This is a genomic window from Microbacterium sp. cx-59 (genome assembly GCF_020805625.1).
In the GTDB taxonomy this organism is placed as follows: Bacteria; Actinomycetota; Actinomycetes; order Actinomycetales; family Microbacteriaceae; genus Microbacterium.
On record NZ_JAJHGO010000011.1, the window covers coordinates 1 to 25726 of the forward strand.

The following is a 25726-nucleotide window of genomic DNA, read 5'->3' on the forward strand; positions in this document are numbered from 1 at the left end:
GGGATCGGGGCGCCGAGACAGCGGGGTTACCCCACTGTCTCGGCGCGAAGATCCCGTCTCGCGGACCCGACCAAACGGCACCGGGAGCGAGGCGGGACGGCGGCGGGATGCGGTCAGTGGCGGCGGGCGGCCCGCTCGTACTGGGGCGGCCACGGGGCCGAGACGCCGAGCTCGCCGGCGGCACGGAGAGCGAAGTGGGGGTCGCGGAGCCACTCGCGCGCGGCCATGACCGCATCCGCATCGCCGTCGACCAGCACCTGCTCGGCCTGTGCCCCCGAATCGATCAGCCCGACCGCGCTGACGGGCAGGCCCGCCTCGTGCAGGCGCCGCGCCAGCGGCACCTGGTAGCCGGGGCCGGCCGAGATCTGCTGGTGGGCGACGAGGCCGCCAGAGGAGATGTCGAAGAAGTCGGCACCGTGCTCCGCGGCCCACTGCGCGACCTGCACGGTCTCCTCGATCGTCCATCCGCCCTCGGCCCAGTCCGTGCCGGAGAAGCGCACGAACAGCGCAGCCTCGGGCACTTCTCGGCGGACGGCGTCGACCACGCGCAGCAGGAGGTGCGCGCGTCCCGACAACGGACCGCCGTACTCGTCGGTGCGCGTGTTGGCGAGGGGTGAGAGGAACTGGTGCAGCAGGTATCCGTGGGCGGCGTGCACCTCGAGGACGACGAAACCGGCCTCGACCGCACGGCGCGCCGCCGCGCCGAAGTCGGCGACGACCTGGTCGATCTCGAACGCCGTGAGCTCCCGCGGCACGGCGTAGCCCTCGTACGCGATCGCGGACGGGGCTACGGGTTCCCAGCCCCCGTCGGCGGGCGGCACGGTCCCGTGGTGTCCGGAGAACGGCGACCAGGTCGACCCCTTGCGCCCCGCGTGCGCGAGCTGGATGCCGGCGACCGCGCCGCGGCTGTGGATGGCGGCGACGATCGGCTTCCACGCATCCCGCTGCTCGTCGTTCCAGATGCCGGTGTCCTCGGGCGAGATGCGCCCCTCGGGAGACACGGCAGTCGCCTCGCTGATCACGAGACCCGCCCCGCCGCTCGCGAACTGGGCGAGGTGCACGTGGTGCCACTCGCCGGGCATCCCGTTCTGGGCGCTGTACTGGCACATCGGTGCCACCCACAGACGATTGCGCATGTGCGCGGAACGGATGGTCAGCGCAGAGAACAGCTGGGACAACGGGGCTCCTCGAGGTTCGCGGATAGGGTGACGCTATGGTGGTGACGGAGTGGAACGCGGCCTGCACGCGACGGTCGTTGCGTGAGCCAACGGCCGCCGATGACAAGTATTCCCGCGGCGTCGTCGGGATGCGCACGGGTTCGGAGGCGTATCCGGGCGCCGCGCTCCTCGGCGTCGAGGCGGCGTGGCGAACCGGCACGGGCATGGTGCGCTACATCGGCCCCCCGCGCCCGACGGCGTTCGTGCTGTCCCGCCGCCCCGAAACCGTCACCTCGTCGGGCCGCGTGCAGGCGTGGGTCATCGGATCGGGAACGGATGCGGCCAGCCGCTCGGCGCTCGAGACGTCGGCACTCGTCCGCATCCTGTCGGGCACGGTGCCGGTCGTCGTCGACGCCGGGGCCCTCGATCTCGCCGCGGATGCGACCGCGCCGGTCATCGTCACGCCGCACGCGCGCGAGTTCGACCGGCTGCGGGCCGTCCTCGGACTCCCGGCGCTCCGCCCGGACGCGGACGACGCGGAACGCACGGATGCCGCCCGTGACACGGCCACGGCCCTGGGCGGTGTGGTGCTGCTGAAGGGATCGGCGACCCTCGTCGCCGATCCGGGCGGCGACGTGCGGATCGTGCGCGCGGGCACACCGTGGCTCGCGACGGCCGGCACGGGAGACGTGCTCGGCGGAGTGCTCGGCGCGGTGATCGCCGGCGGGGTCGCACGCGACGAGTCGGGTGATCCGGGGCGCTGGCTCGCGGATGCGGTCGCCTCGGCGAGCTGGCTGCACGGCCGCGCCGGAAACGCCGCCGCGGAACGCCTCGGCGGGTCGGGCGGTCCGATCACGGCCCTCGACGTCGCAGAAGCGCTCCCGGGCGTGGTCGGCGCCCTGCTCGCGTCAGCGTCCGACTGACTCGCCCGCCCGTCGTCCACCGGACCGGCCACGCGAGCCCGGCTCGCGCGCGTCGAGTCCGCCGCGGGAGGCGTTCGCGTCCGGGGGCGCAGGGGCCGTCCACGTAGGATGTCCTGCGTGTCAAAACGGGCGGTTCTGTGGGTAGCGTTCCTCATCGTCCACCTCGGGGTCTCCGTCCTCGGGTGGATCATGCCGAACGAGCCGATGGGCGACGTCTACCGCGTGTACGAACCGTGGTCGGGCGCGTTCCTGAACGGCGGCTACTTTCTGCAACTGGACTCGGCGACCGGTCAGCAGGTCAGCACCTACTACGGGTTCGTCGGCATCACGGATTCGTGGGTGTACCCGCAGCTCGCGCTCCTGCCGATGCTGTTCACGTGGCTGTTCGCGTGGGCCGTGTCGTACACGCCGGCATGGGCCATCACGGTCGCGCTCCTGGATGCGGTCGCTTTCGCGGTGCTCGTCGGCCGGGGCCGCTCGACCGGGCGGAACGTCGGTGCGTGGTTCTGGCTCGTGTTCATCGCGCTGATGGGGCCGGTGGCGCTGTACCGGCTGGACGCGATCACCGTGCCGCTGGGCATCATGGGCTGCCTCTGGCTCGTCGGGCGGCCGTGGCTCGGTTCGATCCTTCTGGCGGTGGCGACCTGGATCAAGGTGTGGCCCGCCGCTCTTCTCGCTGCCGCCCTGATCGCCGTCCGCCGCCGGATGGTGGTCATCGGGGGAGCGCTGCTGGTGAGCGTCGCCACCCTCGCCGTGGTGTTCGTCGCCGGCGGCGGCCGGTACGCCTTCGGTTTTATCGGGGATCAGACCGGTCGCGGGCTGCAGGTGGAGTCGCCGGTGAGCACGTTCTACCTGTGGGACGCCATGCTCGGCGGGTCCTCGCAGGTCTTCTACAACCCAGATCTGCTGACGTTCGAGGTGCTCGGACCGTTCGTCGACCCGGTGATCGACATCATGACGCCGATCCTCGCGATCGGGGTGGGCGCCGTGGCGCTGCTCGGCGCGTACAAGGCCTGGCGCGGCGCCTCGTTCGCCGCGCTGTTCCCCCCGCTCGCCCTCGCCCTCGTGACGGCGTTCATCGCTCTGAACAAGGTCGGGTCGCCGCAGTACATCGTGTGGCTGGTCGTGCCCCTGGTCATCGGTCTCGTGCTGGATCGACGGCGCTGGTGGGGGCCGGGGATCCTCGTGCTCGTCATCGCCGCGTGCACCCAGATCATCTACCCGCTGACCTACTTCGATCTCCTGGTCGCGCTTCCCTTCCCCGTCATCGTCATCACGGTGCGAAACGCTCTCCTGATCGCCCTGGCGATCTGGTCGGTCGTGCTCATCGCGAAGGTACGGGGGCAGCGTCGCGCCGTCCCCCGGGCCGCGGCGCTCGCCACCTGACCGCTCCTCGAAAGGACCCCGCCATGCTCGTCGCCTTCTCCGTCGCCCCGAGCGGCACCGGCCGTGCCGATGGCTCCGTGCACGACGCGGTCGCCGCGGCTGTCCGCGTGGTCCGAGCGTCGGGCCTTCCGCACCGCACGACCTCGATGTTCACCGAGATCGAGGGGGAGTGGGACGAGGTCTTCGCCGTCGTGAAGGCGGCGACGGATGCGGTGCTGCCGTTCGGATCCCGAGTCTCCCTCGTGCTGAAGGCCGACATCCGGCCGGGCTACTCGGGAGAGCTCGACGCGAAGGTGGAGCGCCTGGAAGAGGCGATTTCCGCCGTCGACGAGGGCTGATTCGAATCGATTCGTCGCATTCCGGCGGGTTCACTACGATGGGCCGGTGACCTCTTCGACTCGAACGAAGGGGGCGGCGATGTGGGCGCTCCTCTCTCTCGCCATCGGCAGCTTCGGTATCGGCATGACCGAATTCACCATGATGGGTTTGCTGCCCGAGATCGGCCAGCAGCTGCTTCCCGCCCAGTGGGCGGCGAATCCCGACGATGCGATCGCTCAGGCGGGCTGGCTGATCAGCCTCTATGCCCTCGGCGTCGTCGTCGGGGCCCCGACGATCGCCGGGTCGGTCGCGCGGTTCCCCCGTCACCGGGTGATGATCGTGCTGGCGCTCGCGCTCACGGTGTTCAACGCCCTCACGGTGATCGCGCCGACCTTCGAACTCGTCGCCGCCTCCCGCTTCCTGGCGGGTCTGCCCCACGGTGCGTACTTCGGCATCGGCGCGCTCGTCGCCGCCGAGATGCTCGGACCGGGGATGCGGGCGAAGGGTGTGGCGTTCGTGCTCACCGGGCTCACCGTCGCGAACGTGGTGGGCGTTCCGTTCGGCACGTTCCTCGGGCAGCAGTTCGGCTGGCGCGTGGCGTTCGCGGTGGTCGCGGGCATCCTCGCTCTCGCGACCGTGGCGATCGCGGTGTTCGTGCCGGCTCTGCCCGGCCAGCCCGGCCGCACACTGCGCGCGGAGCTCGGAGTGTTCCGCATCCGGCAGGTGTGGTTCGCGCTCGGCACCGGGTCGATCGGCTTCGGCGGGTTCTTCGCCGTCTACAGCTACATTTCTCCGGTCGTGACGGATGTGGCCGGCTCGCCGGCGTGGACGGTGCCGCTGATCCTCGTGGTCATGGGACTCGGGATGACGGTCGGGAACCTTCTCGGCGGGCACCTGGCCGATGTGGATCTGCGGCGCACGCTGCTCGGCGGGCTCGCGGCCCTCGTGGCGGTGCTCGCGCTTCTCGCCGTGACCGCGCAGTGGATCTTCGTGCTCGCCGCGATGGTCTTCCTCGTGGGGCTGGTGTCGTCCGCGCTGAGCCCCGCGATCCAGTCCCGGCTGATGGATGTCTCCGCAGACAACCAGTCGATCGCGGCGGCACTCAACCACTCGGCCCTCAACATCGGCAACAGCCTCGGCGCGTACCTCGGCGGCGTCGTGATCGCGGCGGGCTGGGGCTTCCTGGCTCCGACGTGGGTCGGGGTGGGCCTGGCCGCCGCGGGTCTTCTCGTGGCCGTCGTGGGGTATGCCGTCGAGTCGCGGTCGTCCACTCCCGCGCCGATGCTCCGGCCGCACGACACCGCCGCGGGCTGATCGGCGCGGCCTGCCTCAGGCCGACAGCAGGCGGCGAAGGTGTCGCGCGACCGCATCCGTCTCGATGAGGAAGCCGTCGTGGCCGAAATCGCTCGCGATCACGACCGTGTCGTCGTCGATCGTGTTCCGGATGCCGCGGCTGATGCGGTGCTGTCCTTCGACCGGGAACAGGCGGTCGCTGTCGATGCCGAGCACCAGGGTCGTCGCGCTGATCTCGCGCAGCGCGTCTTCGACGCCCCCGCGGTCGCGCCCGACGTCGTGCGAGTTCATCGCCTCCACGAGCGTGATGTAGCTGTTCGCGTCGAAACGGCGAGTGAACTTGTTGCCGTGGAAGTCCAGGTACGACTCGACGGCGAACCGGCCGCCGTGCCCGAGCGGGCTGACGCCGGACTGCCAGGAGCGCTGGAAGCGCAGGTTCAGCTCAGTGGGGCTGCGATAGTTCAGAAGCGCCATGCGCCGAGCGAGGGCGAGGCCGCGGTGCGGGCCGTCGCCGGCCTGGGCGTCGTAGTACTCGCCGCCGGTGAAGCGCGGATCCATCCGGATCGCCTCGGTCTGCACCGAGTTCAGCGCGACCTGGTCGGCGGTCGTCACCGGGGGAGCGGCGAGGATCGCCAGACGCGCGACGCGGTCCGGGCGAGTGATGCCCCACTCGAGAGCGTGCATCCCGCCCATGGACCCGCCGACGACGGCGCCCCAGCGGTCGATGCCGAGGAGATCGGCGAGCTCGGCCTGAGCGGCGACCTGGTCGCGGATGGTGAGGTACGGGAAGCGGGCCGCCCACTCGTACCCGTCCGGAGCGACGCTCGCGGGGCCGGTGGAACCCTGGCAGCCGCCGAGCATGTTCGGCGCCACGACGAACCACCGGTCGGTGTCGATCGCCGCACCCGGCCCCACGATGCCGTCCCACCATCCGGCGGTCGCGTGCCCCGCCCCCGCGGGCCCGCGCACGTGGCTGTCGCCCGTGAGGGCGTGCAGGATGAGGATCGCGTTGTCGCGCCGCGCGTTGAGCGCGCCCCACGTCTCGTAGGCGATCCGGTAGGCGGGAAGGGTCTCGCCGCCTTCCGTGCGGAACTCGCCGAAGGCCGCGAAATGGCGTTCACCGCTCGGGTCTCCGTCGCGCCACGCACCGGTGGCGGGCGGTCTGCCGCGGAGCAGGCGCGCGTCGGCCTCCGTCACGAGTGCGCTCGGCACCGTGTCTTCGGAGGTCTGCCAGTCCATGCCCCCATTGTCCCAAGCGGGGTTGCTCCGTCGGGCCGTGTTACGTCATCGCGGGGGACGGGCTTTAACACGGCGCGAGCGGACGCACGGTGAGGGCGATCGGCCTAGCGTCAGGAGACGAAGAGGCCGTGCCCACGGGGACCGCGACGAACGGGCTATCCCGGCGGCCGAATAAGACGGAGTGAGCCATGGCTCAGAGCGCGGCATCCGACATCCTCACCCGGGTCGGCGGGGCGGAGAACGTGGTGGGTCTCACCCATTGCGCCACCCGTCTCAGATTCCAGTTGCGCGACGCATCGGTCGTCGACGGCGCGGCCGTCGAGGCGATCCCCGGCGTTATGGGCGCCGTCCCTCAGTCCGGCGACCGCTATCAGGTCGTCATCGGCGGCGCGGTGCAGACGGTCTACAACGACATCATGGCGCTGCCGGCGATGGCCTCGGTCGGATCGGCCAGCGACGACGACGACGCCGCCGCGGTCAAGGCGCGCGAGCGCGCGAAGGGACCGCGCGGAAAGATCGCCTGGCTGGACTCGCTCTTCGAGTTCCTCTCCGATTCCTTCCGCCCGATTCTCGGGGCGCTCCTCGGCGCGTCGCTGTTCATCACCTTCATGGCCCTGATGGGCACGCTCGGTGTCATCGGCAACTGAGCCGACCCGCGCACCGACCTGCCGCCGTCCTGGCAGTTCGTCAACCTGATGTGGCAGTGCGTCTTCGTCTTCCTGCCGCTCCTCGTCGCCTACAACGCGTCGAAGAAGCTCGGTGCGGACCCCTGGGTCGGCTTCGCGATCATGGCCGTCGTCATGCTGCCCGGGTTCAGCGCCCTCGGCTCCTCGCCCGAGGCGTCGCAGATGTCGTTCCTCGGCTCCGATGTGACGACGATCCCGATCTTCGGTGTGCCGCTGACGATCTTCAACTACAGCTCGCAGGTCTTCCCGCCGCTGTTGATGGCGGCCGCCCTCGGCTCGCTGTACAAGCTGCTGCGCAAGATCATCCCGGAGAACGTGCAGCTGATCTTCCTGCCGTTCCTCAGCATGCTCATCATGATCCCGCTGACCGCGTTCCTCATCGGCCCGATGGGCGTCTACGCGGGCGCGGCCCTCGCTGACGGCCTCCGCGCGGTCAACGACTTCTCGCCCTTCATCTTCGCGGTCGTCATCCCGCTCGCGTACCCCTTCATGGTGCCGCTCGGGCTGCACTGGCCCATCAACGCGATCATGCTCCTGAACATCCAGACCCTCGGGTTCGACTACATCCAGGGACCCATGGGGGCATGGAACTTCGCGTGCTTCGGCGCGACCGCCGGTGTGCTCTTCCTCGCCTGGCGGGAGCGCGACGCCCAGATGAAGCAGACGGCCACGGGTGCGCTCGCCGCCGGCCTGCTGGGCGGAATCTCCGAACCGTCGCTGTACGGCATCCACCTGCGCTTCAAGCGGATCTACCCGCTGATGCTCGTCGGCTGTCTGGTCGGCGGTGTCATCATCGGCATCGGTGGTGGCGTCACGACCAAGGCGTTCGTCTTCACCTCGCTGCTCACGATCCCCGCCTTCGACAACATGCCGCTGTACGCGACGGCCGTGGGCGCGGCGTTCCTGACCGCGATGCTGCTGGTGATCTTCTTCGGGTACCGCGACAAGGAGCCGAAGGCCGAGGCTGCCGGTTCCGTTCCCGCGACGACGACGGATGCGCCGATGTTGGCCGCATCCGGCGCCGTGGGCGCACAGTCGGCCGCATCCGGCGCCGCGGGTACACGCTCCGCCGCGGTCGGTTCCGCCGTCACGATCGCCTCGCCGCTGGATGGCGACCTGGTGCCGTTGTCCGAGGTTCCGGACCCGGTCTTCGCCGCGGGGGTCATGGGGCCAGGCATCGCGATCATCCCGTCGAGCGACACCGTCTACTCGCCCGGCGACGGCACCGTCGCGGCGGCGCAACCGACCGGCCACGCGTTCGGTCTGGTCATCGACGGAGGCGTCGAACTGCTCATCCATGTGGGCATCGACACGGTCAACCTGAAGGGCGAGGGGTTCGACGTGAAGGTGAAGACGGGCGACCGGGTCGTTGCCGGTCAGCCGCTTGTCACGTTCGATCGCGCCCTCATCGAGAAGGCCGGCTACCCGCTCATCACCCCCGTCGTGGTGCTGAACGCGGATGATCTCGGAGAGGTCAGCCCGGCCGCATCCGGTGCCGTGGTGGTCGGTGAGCCCGTGATCGAGGTGCGTGCCGCCGCGACGGCGGAGTCCCGCGCATAACGACGAAAGGAGCCCCGGACCTGTCGGTCCGGGGCTCCTTTCGTGTGTGCCGTGATCAGGCGCGGGCGGCCTCGACGCTCCGACGTGCGGAGGCGAGAGCCTGCTCCAGGTCTGCCTTCAGGTCGTCGACGTTCTCGATACCGACCGACAGGCGCACGAGACCCGGCGTGACACCGGCCGTGAGCTGCTGCTCGGGCGTGAGCTGCGCGTGCGTCGTGGATGCCGGGTGGATGACGAGCGAGCGCACGTCGCCGATGTTGGCGAGGTGGCTGAACAGGTCGAGGCTGTTCACGAACTCGCGGCCAGCGCCGACGCCGCCCTTGAGCTCGAACGACAGCACCGCTCCGACACCGCGCGGGGCGTACTGGTTCGCCGCGGCGTACCAGGGCGAGGTCGGCAGACCCGAGTAGTTCACCGACGCGACGTCGTCCTGGTTCTCGAGCCACTCCGCGATCTCCTGCGCGTTCTGCACGTGACGCTCGATGCGCAGCGACAGGGTCTCGATGCCCTGCAGCAGCAGCCAGGCGCTGAGGGGGGCGATGGAGGAGCCGAGGTCGCGGAGCAGCTGCACGCGGGCCTTGGTGATGTATGCGACGCCGTCGCCGAGGGCGCCGGTGTAGCTGAGCCCGTGGTACGACGGGTCGGGCTCGGTGAGACCCGGGAAGCGCTCGACGTTCTCAGACCACGGGAACGCACCGCCGTCGACGATGACCCCGCCGATGGTCGTGCCGTGGCCGCCGAGGAACTTGGTCGCCGAGTGCACGACGACGTCGGCACCGAACTCGAACGGGCGGATGAGGAACGGGGTCGCGATCGTGTTGTCGACGATCAGCGGCACGCCCGACTCGTGCGCGACGTCGGCGACGAGGCGGATGTCGAGGACGTTGATCTTCGGGTTTCCGATGGTCTCCGCGAAGAAGAGCTTCGTGTTCGGCCGGACCGCGCGACGCCACTCGTCGGCGTCATCCTGGTTCTCCACGAACGTGGTCTCGATACCGAGCTTCGCCAGCGTGTACTTGAACAGGTTGTACGTGCCGCCGTAGATCGAGCTCGACGACACGATGTGGTCGCCGGCTTCGGCGACGTTCAGCACGGCGAAGGTCGAGGCGGCCTGGCCGGAGGCCACGAGCAGCGCGCCGGTGCCGCCCTCGAGCGCGGCGATGCGCTCTTCGACGACGCTGGTGGTCGGGTTGATGATGCGCGTGTACACGTTGCCCGGCTCAGCGAGCGAGAAGAGGTTCGCGGCGTGGTCGGCGTTGTCGAACACGTACGACGTGGTCTGGTAGATCGGGGTGGCCCGGGCGTTCGTGGTCGGGTCGGGCGCGGCGCCGGAGTGGACCTGCTTGGTCTCGAAGCGCCAGTTCTCGGGTGCGGACATCGCATGCTCCTGAAGATTCGGTGATGTCGCGGCGGGCGTCGCGGACTCCTCGAGCGTAGAACCGCCCGGGGTGGGCGACAACGCGCGGGACACGTGACGTAACACCACCGCCTCGGGCAGCCCGTAGCGTGGGTGGTATGACGAACAGGCGTGCAGTGGTGACCGGAGCGAGCTCGGGGATCGGGGAGGCGACGGCACGGATGCTGCGCTCCCGAGGATGGGACGTGGTCGCCGTCGCGCGGCGCGCCGACCGCCTCGAAGCGCTCGAAGCCGAGACGGGCGCGGTCGCGTACGCTGCCGATCTCACGGTCGAGTCCGACATCGATGCGCTCGCCGGATGGTTGGCCGACTCCGGCCCCGTGCACGCACTCGTGCAGGTCGCCGGGGGCGCCCGCGGCACCGACCGGGTGGAGGACGGCGCGGTCGAGGATTGGCGCTGGATGTACGAGACGAACGTCCTCTCCTCGCAGCGGCTCGTGGCGCACCTGCTGCCGCTGCTGCGGCGGGCGGCCGCATCCGACGGTCACGCCGACACGCTCTTCGTGACCTCGACCGCGGCGCAGGTCGCGTACCCCGGCGGCGCGGGCTACAACGCCGCGAAGGCGGCGGAGGAGATGCTGGTGCGGGCACTGCGTCTCGAACTGAACGGCGAGCCGATCCGCGTCATCGAGATCGCGCCCGGGATGGTGCGCACCGAGGAGTTCTCCCTGAACCGGCTGGGCGGCGACGCCGCGGCCGCCGAGGGGGTCTACGAGGGCGTCGAGAACCCGCTGTCGGCCGACGACGTCGCCGACGTCATCGCCTACGCGCTCGGCGCGCCGGGGCACGTCAACCTCGACCTCGTGACGGTGCGTCCGGTGGCGCAGTCCGCGCAGCACGTGCTCGCCCGCGGTCCGCTGCGGGTGCGGCAGGGCTGATCCGGTACCGATGGCCTCCCGGCCCGGCGGTCAGATGATCGGGGACTCAGCGGCGGTCGCGCCTGCCGCATCCTCGTCGCTGTCGGCGAAGGCGACCTTCGGGACGACGAAGAGGACGGCGGCGGCGACGAAACCGCCGATCGCGCAGATCGTCCACACCGCGAGGTAGCCGCCGAGCGACGCGGCCGTCTCGGCGGCGATCGCGCCGACCCCCGCGGCGAGGACGACCCCGAAGACCGCCGAGGCGAACGTGCCGCCGATCGTCTTCGTGGTGTTCGTGAGCGCCGACGCGATGCCCGTCTGCCCACGCGGAGCGGCAGCCGCCGCGGCGGCGGGAAGAGCCGCGACCAGAGCGCCGGATCCGAGCCCGGCGATGGAGAGGTTCAGGAGCACCTGCCAGAGCTCCAGATGGAACGGCAGGAACAGCAGGTAGCCGATCCCGACGAGCAGCGCCGCCCCGATCAGGACGACACGGGGGCGCGCGCGACGAGACGTCACCGCGAACAGCACGGCGCCGACGATCAGCGAGACGAGGTAGACGCCGATCACGTTCGAGCGGCCGGTCGCGTCGAGCCCGAGTCCGTATCCGAGCGACGAATCCGTGCCGGCGTAGGTCGAGAGCGGTCCCTGCGCCCCGAGCAGACTGATGCCGACCAGCGCCGCGGTCGCCTGCACGGGCCACATCTCGGGCCTGCGGAGAACGCGGATGTCGACGGCGGGATCGTCCTGTCGCAGCTCGAACCGCACGAACCAGGCGAACAGGGCGAGTCCGGCGGCCAACAGCAGCCACGTCCACACCGATCCCGGTCCGTTCAGGCGCAGGAAGGTGAGCGCGCTCGTCACCAGCAGCAGCGCCAGCGCGAGCAGCACGAAACCCCCGCCATCCAGGCGTCGGCCGCGGACGGGCGTGGACTCCGGCACGCCGAACCAGATCACGAAGCCGACGAGGGTGACGGCGATCGCGGGGAACATGAGCGTGAGCGACAGGTTCTCCGCGGTCGCGGCGAAGATGCGGCCGGCGGCGAGAGCGCCGACGATGGCGCCGGCCTGCAGCCCCACGACCAGGAGCCCCGCCGCTCGCCGCGTCGCCGACACTCCGCGGCCCTGACGGCGGCCGCGCTCGAAGATCAGCGCGATCTCCAGCGGGAGCCACACGACGTAGAAGCCCTGCAGCGCCCACGCGATCAGGAAGCTCCAGAACGTTCCGGCGAAGGCGATCCACCAGGTCGCGCCGGCCGTGAGCACCGTCGCGATCAGCAGGATGCGCTTGTGGCCGTACATGTCACCGAGCTTCGCGAGCACCGGCACGACCAGCGCCGAGAGCAGCAGCTGCGCCGCCTCGAACCAGTTCACATCGGAGTCGTGCACCCCGAGATGCGTCACGATGTCGCTGAACAGCGGCACGTAGTACCCCTGCAGGATCCCGCTCGTGATCTCGACGAGCACGAACCAGCCGATGAGGGATGCGGTGATGCCGAGCGCGGAGGCGCGGAGGCGATCACCGGTGAGCGGACGGGTCATGGCGACACGCTAGTGGTTCCGGCGGCCGCCCGTGCGCACGACGGGTGGGCGGGAGTGTCCGCCGGTGCGCACGACGGACGGGCGGGGGTGCCCACCGGTCGTAGGCTGGGCGGGTGAGCGAACAGGATGCGGGCGTGCCGGAGCGGGAAGTACTGACGTGGGACGGCTTCGGTGACGCGAGTCGCGATATGGCCCGGAAGGTTTTGGCCGCGGGATTCGTGCCCGAGGTCGTCGTCGCGATCGCGCGCGGCGGACTGCTGCCGGCGGGCGCCATCGCCTACGGGCTGGGCATCAAGAACTGCGGCGCGATCAACGTCGAGTTCTACACCGGAATCGGCACCGTGCTCGATGCCCCGGAGCTGTTGCCCCCCGAGCTCGACATGACCTACCTGGACGGGCGCCGAGTGCTGCTCGTGGACGACGTGGCCGACAGCGGTCGGACGCTCGACCTCGCCGTGCGGCTGCTGACCGAACGCGGCGCCGACGTCCGCTCCGCCGTGATCTACACGAAGCCCACCACGATCATCCAGCCCGACTTCAGCTGGAAGGACACGGATCTCTGGATCGACTTCCCGTGGTCGTGGCAGGGCTCGGTGCACGAAGAGGACGCGGGCCTGCCGGCATCCGCGTGACCGCCCCCGCGCACCCCGACATGTCGTCGCTGGCGGAGCTCGCCGCATCCGGTCGCCTGGATCCGGGCTGGGCCGAGGCCCTCGCACCGGTGGCGCCCGAGATCGCCGCGCTCGGCGACCGTCTCCGCGCAGAGGTCGCGGCCGGCCGGCCGTACCTCCCGGCCGGTGACCGGGTGCTGCGGGGGTTCCAGCGACCGCTCGAGGACGTCCGTGTGCTGATCGTCGGCCAGGACCCCTATCCGACCCCCGGGCACCCGATCGGTCTGTCGTTCGCGGTGGACGCGGATGTGCGACCGCTGCCGCGGAGCCTCGGCAACATCTACCGCGAACTCGAGGACGACCTCGCGATCCCGCCCGCCCGGCACGGCGACCTCTCGGCATGGAGCGACCGGGGGGTGCTCCTGCTCAATCGGGTGCTGACCGTGGCGCCCGGCGCGCCGGGATCGCACCGCGGATGGGGATGGGAAGCGGTCACGGCGCACGCCATCCGGGTGCTCGCCGAGCGGGACGCACCGCTCGTCGCGATCCTCTGGGGGAAGGATGCCGCCGCGCTCCGCCCGCTGCTCGGGACGACGCCGGTGATCGAGTCACCGCATCCGTCGCCGCTTTCGGCCCGTCGCGGGTTCTTCGGATCGCGACCCTTCTCACGGGCCAACGCACTCCTGGTCGAGCAGGGTGCGCGCGAGGTGGACTGGCGGGTCGAGCGACCGTCGCCGGACGACGTCTCCGCGTAGGCTGAGCGCCATGCTCGAGGAGGAATACGACCGCAGTCGGCGGCGCATGCCCCGTCACCTTCGTCGTTGGGCAGACGACGAACGGCCCTTCGAGTACGAGATCCGGCCGGTGCAGCCGCGGGACCTTCCCGACATCCGCGAGATCTACAACTACTACGTCACGAACTCGGTCGTGACGTTCGACGAGAAGCGGTGGTCGCTCGCGAAGTGGCGCGAGAAGTACGACCTCCTGGCCAAGCTCGAGCTGCCCTTCCTCGTCGCGCAATCTCCGTCCGGACAGATCCTCGGCTACGCCCTCGTGCAGCCGTGGGCGGGCAAGTCGGCGTTTCGCTACACGGTCGAGGATTCGATCTACCTCGGCCAGGCGGCATCCGGAAAAGGCCTCGGTCGTGCGCTGCTCGAGGCGCTGATCGCGGCCTGCGAGGCGAAGGGCATCCGCGAACTCGTCGCCGTGATCAGCGACAAGGGCGCCGAAGGCTCGATCGCGCTGCACGAACGGCTCGGCTTCGTCGAGGTCGGGCGGATGGGCCGCGTCGGTTTCAAGTTCGGCCGCTGGCTCGGCACGATCTACCTGCAGAAGTCGCTGAAGCCGGTGAAGAAGCGCGGCCTCTTCCGCCGCTGACCCGCGCCGGAGGCCGCTGCCCCGCGCCCGAGGCCGCTGACCCGCGCCTCACGCCGCCGTCTCGCTGGCTAACTCCTCCAGAATGCGCGTTTCGGGCGTCGAAGCCGCCGTCTCGTGCGGATGTGGAGGAGTTGGCGCGGGCCCGCGGCGCGTTCGCCCGCTTGCCCCGCCCGGGATGCTGATTCCGACGGGCGGCCGATGCTCGGTGTCCGCCGCCGCTAACTCCTCCAGAATGCGCGTTTCGGGCGTCGAAGCCGCCGTCCCGTGCGGATATGGAGGAGTTGGCGCGGGCGGCCCGACGCGCGTTCGCCCGTGTCAGACCCGGGGGCACCCGCCCGACCCGCCTGACCCGCACGCCCCGCCCGCCCGGACCGACTCGCTCCACCCGCGAGACTGCAGTTGCGGCGCGAGACGTCGGCTCGGAGCACACGTCTCGTGGCTCAGCTGCAGTCTCACGGCCGGAAGCGGCCGGGCTGGCGGGCGCGCGCGTGGGCGGATCGGGGCGTGGGGGCCAGTGCGCGGGTCAGGGCGTGGGGTCGCGCGGGGCGATCGTCGGGATGGCGGCGAGCAGCCGGCGCGTGTAGGCGGCCTGCGGATGCAGCAGCACCTGCTCGGTGGCACCCCGCTCGGCCACGACGCCGTCCTTCATCACGACGACCTGATCGCAGAGGCTCTGCACCACGCCGATGTCGTGCGAGACCATGATGAGCGTCAGCGCATCGCGGGTGCGGAGCTCGGTCAGCAGTTCGAGGATCTGCGCGCGCACGGTGACATCGAGCGCCGACAACGGCTCGTCGCCGATGAGGAGCCGCGGTCGATGCGCGATCGCCCGCGCGAGCGCGATGCGTTGCCGCTGACCACCTGAGAACTCGTGCGGGTACCGGGCCGCGGCATCTGCATCCAGGCCGACATCGCCCAGCACCTCTTCAACCCGCGCCCGGTGGTCGCCCGGGATCCGGAGCGCCCAGAGCGGCTCGGCCACGATCGCGCCGACGCTCATCCGCGGGTCGAGAGACGCGTACGGGTCCTGGAAGACGATGCCGGTCTGCCGGCGCAGCCAGTGCAGGCTCCGGGCGGATGCGGTCGCGTCCACCGGGCGTCCGTCAAAGGAGACCGTGCCGGAGGTGGGGGAGTCGAGGCCGAGCAGCAGGCGAACGAGCGTCGACTTGCCCGACCCCGATTCGCCGATGATCCCGAGCGCGGAACCCTCCTCGACGTCCAGATCGACATCTCGGAGCGCGTGGGTGAGGGGTCGCGGACCGAACACGCCTCGGCGCGGCGCGCGGTAGGCGCGGCTGAGTCCGCGTCCGCTGACCAGGACGCTCATGCGCTCTCCTCCTCGGTGCCGGGCGCGGGACGCCACACGGTTGCGGTCGCGTCGCGCAGAAGCCCCTGCGCGACGCGCGATCGCGGAGCGGTGAGAAGTTCGTGCACGGGGGCGGACTCGGCGATCCGACCGTGTTCGAGCACGATCGCGTGCGTGGCGATCTGCGAGAGCACGGCGAGGTCGTGGGTGATGAAGACGAGCGACATGCCCGCATCCGAGACGAGACCCTGCAGCAAGTCGAGGATCTCGGCCTGGATGGTGACGTCCAGCGCCGTCGTCGGTTCGTCGGCGAGTAGCAACTGCGGGCGGCACGCGAGCGCCACGGCGATCGCGACCCGTTGGCGCTGACCGCCGGAGAGCTGGTGCGGGTAGCGATCGACGATGCGGGCCGGGTCGTGCAGCCGCACGCGCTCGGCGTCGGCGATGGCGCGGGCGCGCCGGTCGCCGCGGGAGAGGCGCTCGCGGATGCGGACGGGATCGCTGATCTGCCGACCGACCGTGCGGATGGGGTTCAGCGCCGTCTGTGGCTCCTGGAAGACGATGCCGATCTCGGCGCCCCGGACGGCCGCCAGGTCGCGGTCGGGGAGTCCCAGGAGCTCGCGACCGTTCCAGCGGATGCTGCCGTCGGCGTGCGCGCCGTAGGGCAGGAGGCCGAGGATCGCGAGGGCAGTGAGCGACTTGCCCGACCCGGACTCGCCGATGATGCCGACCCGCGCACCGTCGGGCACCTGGAAGGAGACATCGTCGACGACCCGTCGACCGTCTATGTCGATCGAAAGATTGCGTACGTCGAGACTCATGCGACCACTCCCGGGAGGTGCGTGCGTGCCCGGCGCGCGCTGCCGCCGCGGTGCGAGAGGGTCGGGTCGGTGGCGTCCCGCAGGCCGTCGCCCAGCAGGTTGAATCCGAGCACGGTGAGGGTGATGGCGAGTCCCGGCCAGACGACCGACAGCGGATGCACCGACAGGTACTGCTGCAGCTGTGACAGGAGCACGCCCCAGGACGCCTCCGTCACCGGGGCACCGAAGCCCAGGTACGACAGCCCCGCCTCGGCGAGCACCGCGACGGCCATCCCCCACGAGAGTTGCACGATGAAGACCGGGGCGACGTTGGGGAGCAGGTGCCGGAACAGGATCTGCGCGGGGGTGAGTCCGGCCGCGCGTCCGGCGACGATGAAGTCGCTGTGCAGCACGCGGCGGAGTTCCGGGCGGCTCACTCGGGCGATGTTGACGCCGAAGCCGATGCCGACGGCCCACACCACGACCCAGAGCGACCCGCCGAAGACCGCCGAGATCATCATGGCGATCAGGAGCACGGGGAAGGCGATCAGGATGTCGACGAGCACCGCGATCGATTCGCGTACCCACCGGGCGCTGAGCGCGCCGATCGTGGCGAGGGTCAGACCGAGCGCGGTGGCGATCACGCCCGCGCCGACGGCGACGAAGACGGTCGTCCGGGATCCGGCCATCAGCAGGCTCAGGATGTCGCGGCCGGTCGCATCGGTGCCGAGCAGGTGCGGCCATCCCGGTGCGGCCCAGCGGCCCGCGACATTGGTGAGCTGCGGGTCGAACGGCGTCCAGACCAGCGACACGAGCGCGGTGGCGACGATGACGAGCACGACCACCGAGCCGAAGACGCCGGTCGGCAAGGCCCACAGGCGCCGCAGCCACGAGCGGCGTTCCGCATCCGTTCGCGTCATGACGACTCCCTCTGGCGCGGGTCGATCGCGCGATGGACGAGATCGACGACGAAGCCGATGATGAGCACGAACCCGGTGAGCGCCAGAAGCTCGCCCTGCACCTTCGGCAGGTCGCGCCTGCCGACGTCCTCGACCAGCATGCGGCCGATTCCGGGAAGCGCGAAGAGCTGCTCGATCACGACCGCGCCCACGATGATGCCGGCGATCTGCAGGCCCAGCACTGACACGACCGAGAGCCCGACGTTCGGCAGGCCGTGCCGGATGAGGGCTTTCGTGCGGGTGAGCCCGGTGGCGGCGGCTGTGCGGACGTAGTCCTGGCCGACGGCCTGGAGGGTGGCAGAGCGCACGAAGCGCAGCAGCATGGCGCCTTCGACGACGCCGATCGTGAGGGCGGGCAGGAGAAGGGATCGGAACGCCGCGGCGGGATCGCTCCAGCCCGCGCGCGGGAAGCCCTGCGCGGGCAACCAGCCCAGCCAGACCGCGAAGACGACGACCAGCATCATGCCGGCCCATACGGTCGGCACCGCGGCGAGGGCCTGCGCGGTGACGCCGATCGCGGTGCCGCCCGCGCGCCCGCGGCGAAGCGCAGAGACGACGCCGAGCGGCCCGGCGACCGCGAGGGCGATGAGCAGACCGAGTGCGCCGAGCGGCACCGTGACCTGCGCCTTCTGCCAGAGTTCGCTCGCCACGGGCGTGCCGGTCACGAGCGATGTACCGAGGTCGCCCCGCAGGACGCCGCCGATCCACTCGAGGTACTGGGAGAGGAGCGGCTGGTCGAGCCCGAGCAGGTCGCGGAGGGCCGCGACCTGCTCGGGCGTCGACTGGGTTCCGGCGATCATCTGCGCGATGTCACCGGGCAGAACCCGAAGCGCGAGGAAGATGATCGCGCTGGCGACGGCGAGCCCCACGATGAGCAGGGCCAGCCGTGTCAGCGCGTATCGGATCACCCGGCGCTCTTGCTCAACTCGGCGACGTTCAGGCGCTCGTTGAGGTTGTCGGCGGGCATGCCGCTGACCTGGGTGGAGACGGCGGCGACGGATGCGCCGTTGTAGAGCCAGTCGGCGGCGGCGTCCTCGGACACGATCCGCGCGGCTTCGGCGAGGAGCGAGTCGGCCTCGTCGTCGCTCGTCGCGGCCCGCGACTGCGCGTACAGGTCGGTCACCTCGGGGTTCGCGTACGTGAAGTAGTAGTCGGGGTTTGCCCAGTTCTGGAAGTCGCGCGCCTCGGTGTGCAGCACGAAGCTCAGGTCGAAATCGCGGTTGGTGTAGACGTCCTGCAGCCAGGTCGAGAAGTCCACCGAGTTGACCGTGAGGGTGACGCCGACCGCATTCAGGTCGGAGACCAGCAGCTGCGCGATCGTCGTCGGGTAGAAGTTCGGGATGGTGAGGGTCAGCTCGGTGTCCTCGGCGCCCGCATCCGCCAGCAGCTGGGTGGCCGCATCCGGGTCGTACGGGGCGACGTCGGAGAGGTCCTCGTAGCCGGGGTCGAGCGACGGGATCGGTCCGTAGAGGGTCTCTCCGGCGCCGAGCGCCTCGACGATCGCGTCGTGATCGATCGCCTGGCGGATGGCCTGGCGCACGCGCTTGTCGGCGAGCGGGCCCGAGGTCTGGTTGAACGCCAGCGTGCCCTTGTCGGTGGAGGCGCCGATCGACAGGGCGAAGTCGCCGTTCGATTCGATCTGGTCCTTCAGGTTCGCGTCGAACCCGGTGACGACGTCGAGTTCGCCCGCCTGCGCGGCGTTCAGCGCGGCCTGGTTGTCGGGGATGTACTCGAACGCGACCTCGGCGGCCGCGGCGGGCTCGCCCCAGTAGCTGTCGCTCCGCGCCAGCGTGATACTCGCGCCCTGCGTCCAGTTGTCGAGCGTGAAGGGCCCGGTGCCGTTCGCGGCGGTCTTGTAGTCGACCGTGTCGCCTTCCTTCAGCACGACGCCCGCGCGGCCGGTGAGGTTCCACAGCAGCTGCGAGTCGGGGGCGGCGAGCGTCAGGGTGATCGTCTGCCCGTCGGCGGTGATGCCGGTGAGACCCGCCAGCGTGCTGGCATCGATCCACGACGCCGTGTCGCGGTGCTGGGTGAGCGACCAGACGACATCCTGCGCCGTGAGTTCCTGGCCGTCGTGGAACGTGACTCCGTCGCGCAGCGTGAACTGGTAGGTGAGTCCGTCGTCTGACACGGTCCAGTCGCTCGCGAGCGCGGGGACGATCTCCTGCTGAGGCGTCCGGGACACGAGCCCCTGGTACACGTTGTCGATCAGGATCTGGTCGAGCGCGGCGCCCGACGTCTCGCGGATGTCGAGGTTCGTCGGCTCGAGGACGAGACGGACCGAGACGGTCGCAGCGGGGTCAGCGGGGCCGGCGGTCGAGGCCACGGGCGAGGACGGGCCCGCGCATGCCGTGAGGGTGAGCGCGGCGGCGGCCAGCAGGGCGGCGGCGGCCAGAGATGTGCGGCGGAACATGAGGTCCTTTCGCCCGGGGCGCGGGCGGGTGATGGCGGGAGGTCGGTGCGGTGTACCAGCCTAGAGCGGGGTGCCCGGGAGGGGCGCCGCCCGGGCGTAATGCGGCGTAGCCGTTAGGGTCGGGCGACCTCTTCCGGCGTCGGCGCACCGGAAGAGGAGAGGAGCGCGGCCTCGTCCCGCAGCAGTTCGGCGAGGCGGACCGGGATCTCCTCGTGCACGTTGTGGTGCGAGTCGACGACGACGATCGCGGCGGTCGGATGACGGTCGCCGAACTCTTCGGCATCCGCCTCCGTGACGTATCCCTCGGCGCCGCGGATCAGCAGCACAGGGGAGTGGACGGCGGCCAGATCGTCCCAACCGGAGTGCGAGAGCACGTTCCGCACCGGGTCGCCGGCACCCGGCGTCGGAACGGAAGAGGCGGATGCGGCGGCCGCCGCCGCAGCGAGGTGCGCGAAGTGGTGCTTCCACTCCACCCGTCCGTCGGCGCGGACGCGAGAGTTCAGGTACACACCGCGCGCCGCCGCGTCGCGGCTGCCGCCGAGACCGAAGGCGAGCGCGCGGTCCACCAACTCGTCCCGGGACGCCCAGTCGGTGGGGCCGGCGAAGAACTCGCGCACCTGGCGGGGGCCCGCATCCGGATTCACGCCGGGGGTGATGTCGACGATCACGAGCCGGTCGACGAGGTCCGCACGCGCGGCGGTGACCGCCGCGGCCGTGAGTCCGCCGAGCGAGTGGCCGACGAGCAGTTGCGGTCGGTCGGTCCACGCGTCGACGGCGGCCACGACGTCCTGTGCGAGCGTGGCAGGGGAGTAGTCGAGGTCATCCCGCCACGAGGAGTCGCCGTGCCCGGCGAGATCGATCGCGAGCGCGGGAAGGCCGAGCGCGAGAACCGTCGTGTCCCAGGTGTGCGCGTTCAGGCCCGCGCCATGGAGGAACGTCGCGACCGGCGGACTGTCGCCATAGCGGAGCGCCGACAGAGTGCGCCCGTCGGGCAGGCCCAGGCGAACGCGCCGAACCCTTGGGGGCGGCTCGACGCGACCGATCTCGGCGGCCTGCACCGGCAGGAACGAGAACTCGTCGAAGGAGTCCGCACCCCGCTCCGCGGTGTCATCGGGGAGGGCTGTCGAAATCGCGGCGTCGTCGGTCACGGCAGAATGCTACGCGCCGTTCCGACCACCCGTCCGTTCGGTGTCACACGCGGTTACCCTGGCGTTATGAGCGAAGAGCGCCGGGTCCATCTCGCCAAGTCCGCCCCGTCCGCCTACCGCGCGCTGGAGGCGTTCGCGAAGTCGGTCGGACAGGTCGCGACCGACGGCGGCATCGACGATCGCCTGAAAGAACTCGTTCAGTTGCACGCCTCGCAACTGAACGGATGCGCCTTCTGCGTGCGGGTGCACGTCGATCGCGGTCTCACCGCGGGGCTCGACGCCGATGTCATCGCGCAGATCCCGACCTGGCGCGAATCGGGCGTCTTCTCCGAGCGCGAGCGCGCCGGTCTGGAGCTCGCCGAGGCCATCACCTTCATCGATGAGGGTGGCGTCGCAGATGACGTCTACGACCGGGTCGGCGCCATCCTGACCGAACCCGAGTACGTGGCCCTCAGCTGGATCCTCGTGTCGATCAACGCGTTCAACCGCGTCGCCATCGCGGGCCGGTACCCGGTTCCGCCGCGCTCGGCATCGTGAGTACGCTGACGCCGGCGCTGGCGGGCGCCGTCAACTTCCGCGACGTCGGGGGACTGCCCGCGGCGACCGGCACGACGCGCTCCGGGGTGCTGTTCCGCTCCGGATCGCTCGCGCGGATCGACGAGCCGGCTCGCACGCAGATCGCGGGGATCGGCCTGCGCCGGATCGTCGACCTGCGCGATGACGACGAGGTGGCGCTCGAGCCGACGCTCGGTGACCTCGCGGTGGCCGACACGGTGCGCGTGCCGCTCGTGCTGGGCTCGGTCGCCTCCTTCTTCGAGAACGACATGAGCCTCGACGAGCTCTACGCGCATATCGTCGACGAGAGCGCGCCGCGCCTGGTGGAGGTCGTGCGTGCGGTGATCGAAACGCAGCCGGTGCTGGTGCACTGCACGGCGGGTAAGGACCGCACGGGGGTGTCGGTCGCGCTCATCCTGTCGGCCGCGGGCGTCGAGGAGGACGCCGTGGTGGCTGACTACGCACGCACGGCGGCGAACCTCGACCCGGAACGCGCGAGGCGGATCGTCTCGTGGCTGCGCCGGGCGCATCCGGATGCGGTCCACCTGGAAGAACTCGTCACCGGATCACCCGAACCCGCCATGCGGGGTCTGCTCGAGCGGCTGCGCGGCTCGCACGGCGATCCGGCGGATTACCTTCGTGCCGCCGGTGTCTCGGATGACGAACTCGCCGAGCTGCGCCGCATCCTGATCGCTCCCCGCTGAGTCGCTCGCTGGGTCGCTCGCGCCGGGTGGGTCGCTCGTCGCCGAGCGTCGTCGGGAGATCGTGACCGAGTTAGGCGAGCCTTGCCTTCAGAGGGGTAGGATGAACGAGTCATGTCCGAGAACCTCACCCACAGCGCCAGCGCCTGCCGTGCATCCAAGCACGTGCGTGCGCAGCATCTGGTGACGGCCGACGAGTCGTCGCTCTCCGACCTGGAGATGCTCCTGACGACGTTGCCGCTCTGCTCGACCGGCCGCGTGTTCGTCGAGGTTCCGGACGAGAGCGACATCGTCGACATCACGGTTCCGGCGCGCATGACGATCACCTGGCTTGCCCGCTCGCAGCGCAGTGGCGCTCCGGGCACCGGGCGCGCGTGCGCCCCCGGCAGTGCGCTCAGCCGTGCGGTCATCGCGTGGGCCGACGAGATGCTGTGCACCGAAGAGGCGTGCGGCACCTCGGTGACTCTGCTCGGGGGATACCTCGGCACGGCCGATATCGTCGACCACCTCACCGAGGCCCACGGCATCCCTGCCGACCGCATCCGCACCCCCGAGCGCTTCGCGGCCGTCATCCACCGCTGAGCTCCGCCCGCGCTGCCACGCCGTGCACGTTCGCGCGCGTTCGCGTTCGCGTGTCGCGATCTGCCGCCCGCCCACGCGCATTGCGCCACGTGAGCGAGGCCCGTGCGGGCTCAGGTGTCGCGATTGGTCGCGTGGGGCGGCGGATTGCGCCATGTGAGCGAGGTGGGGTGCTCGGGTGGCGTGGGGTTCCCGAGTGAGGTGGGGTGCCCGGGTGGCGTGAGCGCCTCGCTGGCTCACGTGTCGCGATCTGCCGCCCGCCTACGCGGATTGCGCCACGTGAGCGAGGCCCGTGCGGGCTCAGGTGTCGCGATTGGTCGCGTGGGGCGGCGGATTGCGCCACGTGAGCGAGGTGGGGTGCCCGAGTGAGGTGGGGTGCCCGGGTGGCGTGAGCGCCTCGCTGGCTCACGTGTCGCGATCTGCCGCCGGCCCACGCGCATTGCGCCACGTGAGCGAGGCCCTCGCGGGCTCACGTGTCGCGATCGGTCGCCGGGCCCGGCGGATTGCGCCATGTGAGCGAGGAATGCCGGCGGATGCCGGACCGCCGGGCGTCCAGCGTCGTACGCCGGCCGGATCCCGGACCGCCGGATGCCGGGCGTCGCACGCAGGGCATCCGGACGGGCGGCGGGCGCAGGGCGCCGGATGCGGCGGGGGAGTCAGGCCGAGGGGACGCCGAGCGGCGGGGACGCCGAGCGGCGGGGACGCCGGGCGGCGGAGGGGTCAGGCCGCGGGGCGGCGGGTGCGGGGGAGGTAGTTGCCGTCCTCGAGCCCGGCTTCGATCTCGAACCTGTTGCGCAGCGGATCGCGCCCGGCGAACCGGTACAGCACCGGCATGAGGAAGCCGTACCGCCGCCACTGCCGTTCGTGCGTGCTCTCGTGGGCGAGGAGCCGGTCGTCGACCGGCGCGTCACCGGTCAGGAAGCAGTGCCCGACGCAGACGCCCCCGCGGGGGAACGCCCACTCGGGGAGGCCGCGGAAGACGAAGAGCGATCCGTGCCGTTCGATGCGTCCGCGGCTCCAGATGGTTCCCCAGACCCACCCGACGGCGCAGCCGTAGAGGTAACCGGCGCGGCTGATCGGGGAGTCGAGGAGCGCCGCGGGGATGAAGCGGTCGATCCTACGGCCGCGTTCGACGGCCGCTGCGGCGCGCTCGCGCCATCCGGCCGGTGCGGGACGAGCGTTCATGCGAGGGCTCCGATCAGTCGCAGCAGGGTTCCCATGTCATCCGGCGCGCTCGCCGCCGAAGCCGGCGCGAAGCCGGCCAGCGACGCGCCGGCCAGCGGGGTCGCCGCGCGCAGTTCCTTGATCGCGGCGATCAGGTCGGCAAGCCCCGCACCGAACGGTTCGGACGCCTTGACCCCGGGCATCTCGGCGGGGTCGAGCACATCCACGTCCACGTGCACGTGGACCGCGTCGACGCCGAGTTCGGCCACAGCAGTCGCCAGCGCGGCGGGATCGCGGAGCGCCTCGGAATCGATGATCCGGATGCCGTGCGCCGCGATGTAGTCGACCTCGGCGTCATCGAGGGCGCGGGCACCGACGAGGATAACATCGCTCGGCCGCACGGTGCCGGACGGGAGAGTCAGTTCGGGAGCGCCGTCACCCAGGACGGCGCGGAGAGCCATGCCCCCGAACGCTTGCGAGGTCGAGGTTTCGGGGGAATGCAGATCGGGGTGAGCGTCGGCCCAGACGACGGCCACCCGACCGTGGTCCGCGGCAGAGTGCCCGACGCCCGCGACGGCCACGCTGCAGTCACCGCCGATCGTCAACGCGCGTTCCGTGAGCGGGGCGAACGCCGCATCCAGCGCCAACCGCACCTGGCGGAGTGCGCTGTAACGGTGCACGCCCGTGCCGAGCTCGTCGCCCGCTTCCAGCGGCACGGGGACGCGCTCGCACGCACTGCGCGGCAGGTCTCCGGCGATGGCGTCGGCGCCGTCGATGAGATTCATGGCCCGCGCGGAGGGAGAGCCCTGCCACTGCGGAACGATGAGAAAACGGGTCACGGGGACTCCTCGGGGGAGCGACGGGGCCGCGCGAACGCGGCCCCGTCGGAGATCACTGCTGGTGCGGCAGCTGCTGCGAGATCTGCTGCTGCGGCGCGGCCTGCGGTTCGGCGCCGGCGCCGAGAGCGCCCTGCGTCGACCCGCCGGCCTTGAGCGCGGCGAGCCGGGCCTCGACCTCGGTCAGTTCACCGATGTCGTCGAGGCTCTCGAACTGGGCGTCGAGGCTCGAGGCGGCGAGCTCCGCCTTGCCCTGCGCGAGCGCCTCCTGGCGGCGGATCTTGTCTTCGAACCGGCCGATGTCGCTCGTCGGGTCGAGCACGTTGACGCTCTTGATCGCGTCGTGCACCTTGTTCTGCGCCTCGGCGACCTTGGCCCGCGCGAGCAGTTCGCTGCGCTTGGTGCGCAGCTGCTCGAGCTTCGTCTTCATGCCGTTGAGGCCGTCCTTGAGCTTGTCGACGACCTCGGTCTGCGCAGCGATCTGAGGTGCGGCGGCCTTGGCCTGGCTCTCCTCGGAGATCTGGCGCTGCAGAGCGATCTTGGCGAGGTTGTCGAACTTGTCGGCATCCGCCCCGTTGCCGGCGTTCCGCATCTCGTCGGCGCGGCGGCTCGCCGCGAGCGCCTTGCTGCCCCACTCGGCTGCCGCCTGGACGTCTTCCTGGTGGTCGCGCTCGAGGAGGCGCAGGTTGCCGATCGTTTCGGCGATCGCCGACTCGGCGTCGGCGATGTTGTTGCTGTAGTCGCGCACGAGCTGGTCGAGCATCTTCTGCGGGTCTTCCGCAGAATCGATCATCGCGTTGACGTTCGCCCGGACGAGGGTCGAGATGCGTCCGAAGATGGACTGCTTGGCCATCGTGTTTCCTTTCCTTGAGGTCGATTCCGGATGCGGCGGGTGCCGG

At 70.9% G+C, this 25726-nt stretch carries 26 protein-coding genes; 13 read left to right on the forward strand and 13 right to left on the reverse strand.

Translation table 11 applies throughout. The features are described from left to right. Positions 1-113 precede the first annotated feature (113 nt). On the reverse strand, positions 114-1178 hold the full coding sequence (locus LMI96_RS14965; RefSeq protein WP_228362064.1) for an NADH:flavin oxidoreductase/NADH oxidase: 1065 nt from the start codon (positions 1176-1178) through the stop codon (positions 114-116). A 35-nt stretch (positions 1179-1213) separates the two neighbouring features. On the opposite strand from LMI96_RS14965, the gene LMI96_RS14970 reads away from it, so the two are divergent. The 4 genes from LMI96_RS14970 (at position 1214) to LMI96_RS14985 (ending at position 5098) form a co-directional block, all read left to right on the forward strand. Continuing rightward, on the forward strand, positions 1214-2080 hold the full coding sequence (locus LMI96_RS14970; RefSeq protein ID WP_228362065.1) for an ADP/ATP-dependent (S)-NAD(P)H-hydrate dehydratase: 867 nt from the start codon (positions 1214-1216) through the stop codon (positions 2078-2080). A 117-nt stretch (positions 2081-2197) separates the two neighbouring features. Continuing rightward, a complete protein-coding gene (locus LMI96_RS14975; RefSeq protein WP_228362066.1) occupies positions 2198-3466 on the forward strand; it encodes a hypothetical protein in 1269 nt (422 codons plus the stop codon). A 23-nt stretch (positions 3467-3489) separates the two neighbouring features. Beyond that, a complete protein-coding gene (locus LMI96_RS14980) occupies positions 3490-3804 on the forward strand; it encodes a thiamine-binding protein (RefSeq protein ID WP_223723529.1) in 315 nt (104 codons plus the stop codon). 79 nt (positions 3805-3883) lie between these two features. Further along, positions 3884-5098, forward strand: coding sequence for an MFS transporter (locus tag LMI96_RS14985; protein ID WP_267060064.1), 1215 nt, complete (start codon positions 3884-3886; stop codon positions 5096-5098). Positions 5099-5113: 15 nt separating this feature from the next. On the opposite strand, the gene LMI96_RS14990 is transcribed toward LMI96_RS14985, so the two are convergent. Then, entirely contained in the window at positions 5114-6316 is a 1203-nt protein-coding gene (locus tag LMI96_RS14990) for a homoserine O-acetyltransferase (protein WP_228362068.1), read from the reverse strand. Between the two features lie 188 nt (positions 6317-6504). Here LMI96_RS14990 and LMI96_RS14995 point away from each other — a divergent pair, with 188 nt between their 5' ends. Both LMI96_RS14995 and LMI96_RS15000 read left to right on the forward strand, forming a co-directional pair. Then, complete coding sequence (locus LMI96_RS14995) at positions 6505-6963, forward strand: PTS transporter subunit EIIB (RefSeq protein WP_228362069.1); 459 nt, start codon at positions 6505-6507, stop codon at positions 6961-6963. Positions 6964-7008: 45 nt separating this feature from the next. Next, positions 7009-8562: a glucose PTS transporter subunit IIA gene (locus LMI96_RS15000; RefSeq protein ID WP_267060066.1), complete on the forward strand. Its 1554-nt coding sequence runs from the start codon at positions 7009-7011 to the stop codon at positions 8560-8562. Between the two features lie 55 nt (positions 8563-8617). Here LMI96_RS15000 and LMI96_RS15005 read toward each other — a convergent pair whose 3' ends face one another. Continuing rightward, the gene (locus LMI96_RS15005) at positions 8618-9940 is read right to left on the reverse strand and encodes a bifunctional o-acetylhomoserine/o-acetylserine sulfhydrylase (RefSeq protein ID WP_223723525.1); all 1323 of its coding nucleotides are present in this window, start codon (positions 9938-9940) and stop codon (positions 8618-8620) included. A gap of 137 nt (positions 9941-10077) precedes the next feature. On the opposite strand from LMI96_RS15005, the gene LMI96_RS15010 reads away from it, so the two are divergent. Beyond that, positions 10078-10857: an SDR family oxidoreductase gene (locus LMI96_RS15010; RefSeq protein ID WP_223723524.1), complete on the forward strand. Its 780-nt coding sequence runs from the start codon at positions 10078-10080 to the stop codon at positions 10855-10857. 30 nt (positions 10858-10887) lie between these two features. On the opposite strand, the gene LMI96_RS15015 is transcribed toward LMI96_RS15010, so the two are convergent. Then, a complete protein-coding gene (locus LMI96_RS15015; protein WP_223723523.1) occupies positions 10888-12378 on the reverse strand; it encodes an MFS transporter in 1491 nt (496 codons plus the stop codon). A gap of 188 nt (positions 12379-12566) precedes the next feature. Here LMI96_RS15015 and LMI96_RS15020 point away from each other — a divergent pair, with 188 nt between their 5' ends. The 3 genes from LMI96_RS15020 to LMI96_RS15030 are packed head-to-tail and all read left to right on the forward strand — an operon-like array spanning position 12567 to position 14366. After that, entirely contained in the window at positions 12567-13010 is a 444-nt protein-coding gene (locus tag LMI96_RS15020) for a phosphoribosyltransferase (RefSeq protein ID WP_374197946.1), read from the forward strand. A gap of 20 nt (positions 13011-13030) precedes the next feature. Then, positions 13031-13744, forward strand: a complete 714-nt coding sequence (locus LMI96_RS15025) for a uracil-DNA glycosylase (RefSeq protein WP_228362179.1) — start codon at positions 13031-13033, stop codon at positions 13742-13744. Positions 13745-13754: 10 nt separating this feature from the next. Then, positions 13755-14366: a GNAT family N-acetyltransferase gene (locus LMI96_RS15030; RefSeq protein WP_228362072.1), complete on the forward strand. Its 612-nt coding sequence runs from the start codon at positions 13755-13757 to the stop codon at positions 14364-14366. A 523-nt stretch (positions 14367-14889) separates the two neighbouring features. Here LMI96_RS15030 and LMI96_RS15035 read toward each other — a convergent pair. From LMI96_RS15035 to LMI96_RS15060, 6 genes are all read right to left on the reverse strand, one after another. After that, positions 14890-15693, reverse strand: a complete 804-nt coding sequence (locus LMI96_RS15035) for an ABC transporter ATP-binding protein (protein WP_228362073.1) — start codon at positions 15691-15693, stop codon at positions 14890-14892. Next, positions 15690-16493, reverse strand: coding sequence for an ABC transporter ATP-binding protein (locus LMI96_RS15040; RefSeq protein ID WP_228362074.1), 804 nt, complete (start codon positions 16491-16493; stop codon positions 15690-15692). The genes LMI96_RS15035 and LMI96_RS15040 overlap by 4 nt, the downstream gene beginning before the upstream one ends. Continuing rightward, a complete protein-coding gene (locus LMI96_RS15045; protein WP_223723519.1) occupies positions 16490-17392 on the reverse strand; it encodes an ABC transporter permease in 903 nt (300 codons plus the stop codon). Before LMI96_RS15045 ends, LMI96_RS15040 begins: the two co-directional genes overlap by 4 nt. Then, positions 17389-18339, reverse strand: coding sequence for an ABC transporter permease (locus LMI96_RS15050; protein WP_228362075.1), 951 nt, complete (start codon positions 18337-18339; stop codon positions 17389-17391). Before LMI96_RS15050 ends, LMI96_RS15045 begins: the two co-directional genes overlap by 4 nt. Continuing rightward, complete coding sequence (locus LMI96_RS15055; protein WP_228362076.1) at positions 18336-19844, reverse strand: ABC transporter substrate-binding protein; 1509 nt, start codon at positions 19842-19844, stop codon at positions 18336-18338. The genes LMI96_RS15050 and LMI96_RS15055 overlap by 4 nt, the downstream gene beginning before the upstream one ends. A gap of 113 nt (positions 19845-19957) precedes the next feature. Next, positions 19958-20974, reverse strand: a complete 1017-nt coding sequence (locus tag LMI96_RS15060) for an alpha/beta fold hydrolase (RefSeq protein ID WP_228362180.1) — start codon at positions 20972-20974, stop codon at positions 19958-19960. An 84-nt stretch (positions 20975-21058) separates the two neighbouring features. Here LMI96_RS15060 and LMI96_RS15065 point away from each other — a divergent pair, with 84 nt between their 5' ends. From LMI96_RS15065 to LMI96_RS15075, 3 genes are all read left to right on the forward strand, one after another. Further along, entirely contained in the window at positions 21059-21529 is a 471-nt protein-coding gene (locus tag LMI96_RS15065; RefSeq protein WP_223723516.1) for a carboxymuconolactone decarboxylase family protein, read from the forward strand. Beyond that, positions 21526-22251, forward strand: a complete 726-nt coding sequence (locus LMI96_RS15070; RefSeq protein WP_228362077.1) for a tyrosine-protein phosphatase — start codon at positions 21526-21528, stop codon at positions 22249-22251. Before LMI96_RS15065 ends, LMI96_RS15070 begins: the two co-directional genes overlap by 4 nt. Positions 22252-22362: 111 nt before the next feature. Next, a complete protein-coding gene (locus LMI96_RS15075) occupies positions 22363-22830 on the forward strand; it encodes an SIP domain-containing protein (RefSeq protein ID WP_228362078.1) in 468 nt (155 codons plus the stop codon). Positions 22831-23547: 717 nt separating this feature from the next. Here LMI96_RS15075 and LMI96_RS15080 read toward each other — a convergent pair. The 3 genes from LMI96_RS15080 to LMI96_RS15090 are packed head-to-tail and all read right to left on the reverse strand — an operon-like array spanning position 23548 to position 25680. Further along, the gene (locus LMI96_RS15080) at positions 23548-24012 is read right to left on the reverse strand and encodes a Fe-S oxidoreductase (RefSeq protein ID WP_223723513.1); all 465 of its coding nucleotides are present in this window, start codon (positions 24010-24012) and stop codon (positions 23548-23550) included. Continuing rightward, positions 24009-24830 carry an arginase family protein gene (locus tag LMI96_RS15085; protein WP_228362079.1) on the reverse strand — a complete coding sequence of 274 codons (822 nt, stop codon included), beginning with the start codon at positions 24828-24830 and terminating at the stop codon, positions 24009-24011. The genes LMI96_RS15080 and LMI96_RS15085 overlap by 4 nt, the downstream gene beginning before the upstream one ends. Positions 24831-24882: 52 nt before the next feature. Next, a complete protein-coding gene (locus tag LMI96_RS15090; protein ID WP_223723511.1) occupies positions 24883-25680 on the reverse strand; it encodes a PspA/IM30 family protein in 798 nt (265 codons plus the stop codon). Positions 25681-25726: the final 46 nt, after the last annotated feature.

Bases quoted from the DNA above. Each gene is read 5' to 3' on its own strand.
- LMI96_RS15010 (WP_223723524.1), top strand. From the start codon at position 10,078: ATGACGAACAGGCGTGCAGTGGTGACCGGAGCGAGCTCGGGGATCGGG.
- LMI96_RS15020 (WP_374197946.1), top strand. From the start codon at position 12,567: ATGGCCCGGAAGGTTTTGGCCGCGGGATTCGTGCCCGAGGTCGTCGTC.
- LMI96_RS15015 (WP_223723523.1), bottom strand. From the start codon at position 12,378: ATGACCCGTCCGCTCACCGGTGATCGCCTCCGCGCCTCCGCGCTCGGC.
- LMI96_RS14990 (WP_228362068.1), bottom strand. From the start codon at position 6,316: ATGGACTGGCAGACCTCCGAAGACACGGTGCCGAGCGCACTCGTGACG.
- LMI96_RS15045 (WP_223723519.1), bottom strand. From the start codon at position 17,392: ATGACGCGAACGGATGCGGAACGCCGCTCGTGGCTGCGGCGCCTGTGG.
- LMI96_RS14995 (WP_228362069.1), top strand. From the start codon at position 6,505: ATGGCTCAGAGCGCGGCATCCGACATCCTCACCCGGGTCGGCGGGGCG.
- LMI96_RS15075 (WP_228362078.1), top strand. From the start codon at position 22,363: ATGTCCGAGAACCTCACCCACAGCGCCAGCGCCTGCCGTGCATCCAAG.
- LMI96_RS15005 (WP_223723525.1), bottom strand. From the start codon at position 9,940: ATGTCCGCACCCGAGAACTGGCGCTTCGAGACCAAGCAGGTCCACTCC.
- LMI96_RS15030 (WP_228362072.1), top strand. From the start codon at position 13,755: ATGCTCGAGGAGGAATACGACCGCAGTCGGCGGCGCATGCCCCGTCAC.
- LMI96_RS15040 (WP_228362074.1), bottom strand. From the start codon at position 16,493: ATGAGTCTCGACGTACGCAATCTTTCGATCGACATAGACGGTCGACGG.
- LMI96_RS15035 (WP_228362073.1), bottom strand. From the start codon at position 15,693: ATGAGCGTCCTGGTCAGCGGACGCGGACTCAGCCGCGCCTACCGCGCG.
- LMI96_RS15090 (WP_223723511.1), bottom strand. From the start codon at position 25,680: ATGGCCAAGCAGTCCATCTTCGGACGCATCTCGACCCTCGTCCGGGCG.
- LMI96_RS14985 (WP_267060064.1), top strand. From the start codon at position 3,884: ATGTGGGCGCTCCTCTCTCTCGCCATCGGCAGCTTCGGTATCGGCATG.
- LMI96_RS15065 (WP_223723516.1), top strand. From the start codon at position 21,059: ATGAGCGAAGAGCGCCGGGTCCATCTCGCCAAGTCCGCCCCGTCCGCC.
- LMI96_RS15080 (WP_223723513.1), bottom strand. From the start codon at position 24,012: ATGAACGCTCGTCCCGCACCGGCCGGATGGCGCGAGCGCGCCGCAGCG.
- LMI96_RS15025 (WP_228362179.1), top strand. From the start codon at position 13,031: ATGTCGTCGCTGGCGGAGCTCGCCGCATCCGGTCGCCTGGATCCGGGC.
- LMI96_RS14980 (WP_223723529.1), top strand. From the start codon at position 3,490: ATGCTCGTCGCCTTCTCCGTCGCCCCGAGCGGCACCGGCCGTGCCGAT.
- LMI96_RS15055 (WP_228362076.1), bottom strand. From the start codon at position 19,844: ATGTTCCGCCGCACATCTCTGGCCGCCGCCGCCCTGCTGGCCGCCGCC.
- LMI96_RS14970 (WP_228362065.1), top strand. From the start codon at position 1,214: ATGGTGGTGACGGAGTGGAACGCGGCCTGCACGCGACGGTCGTTGCGT.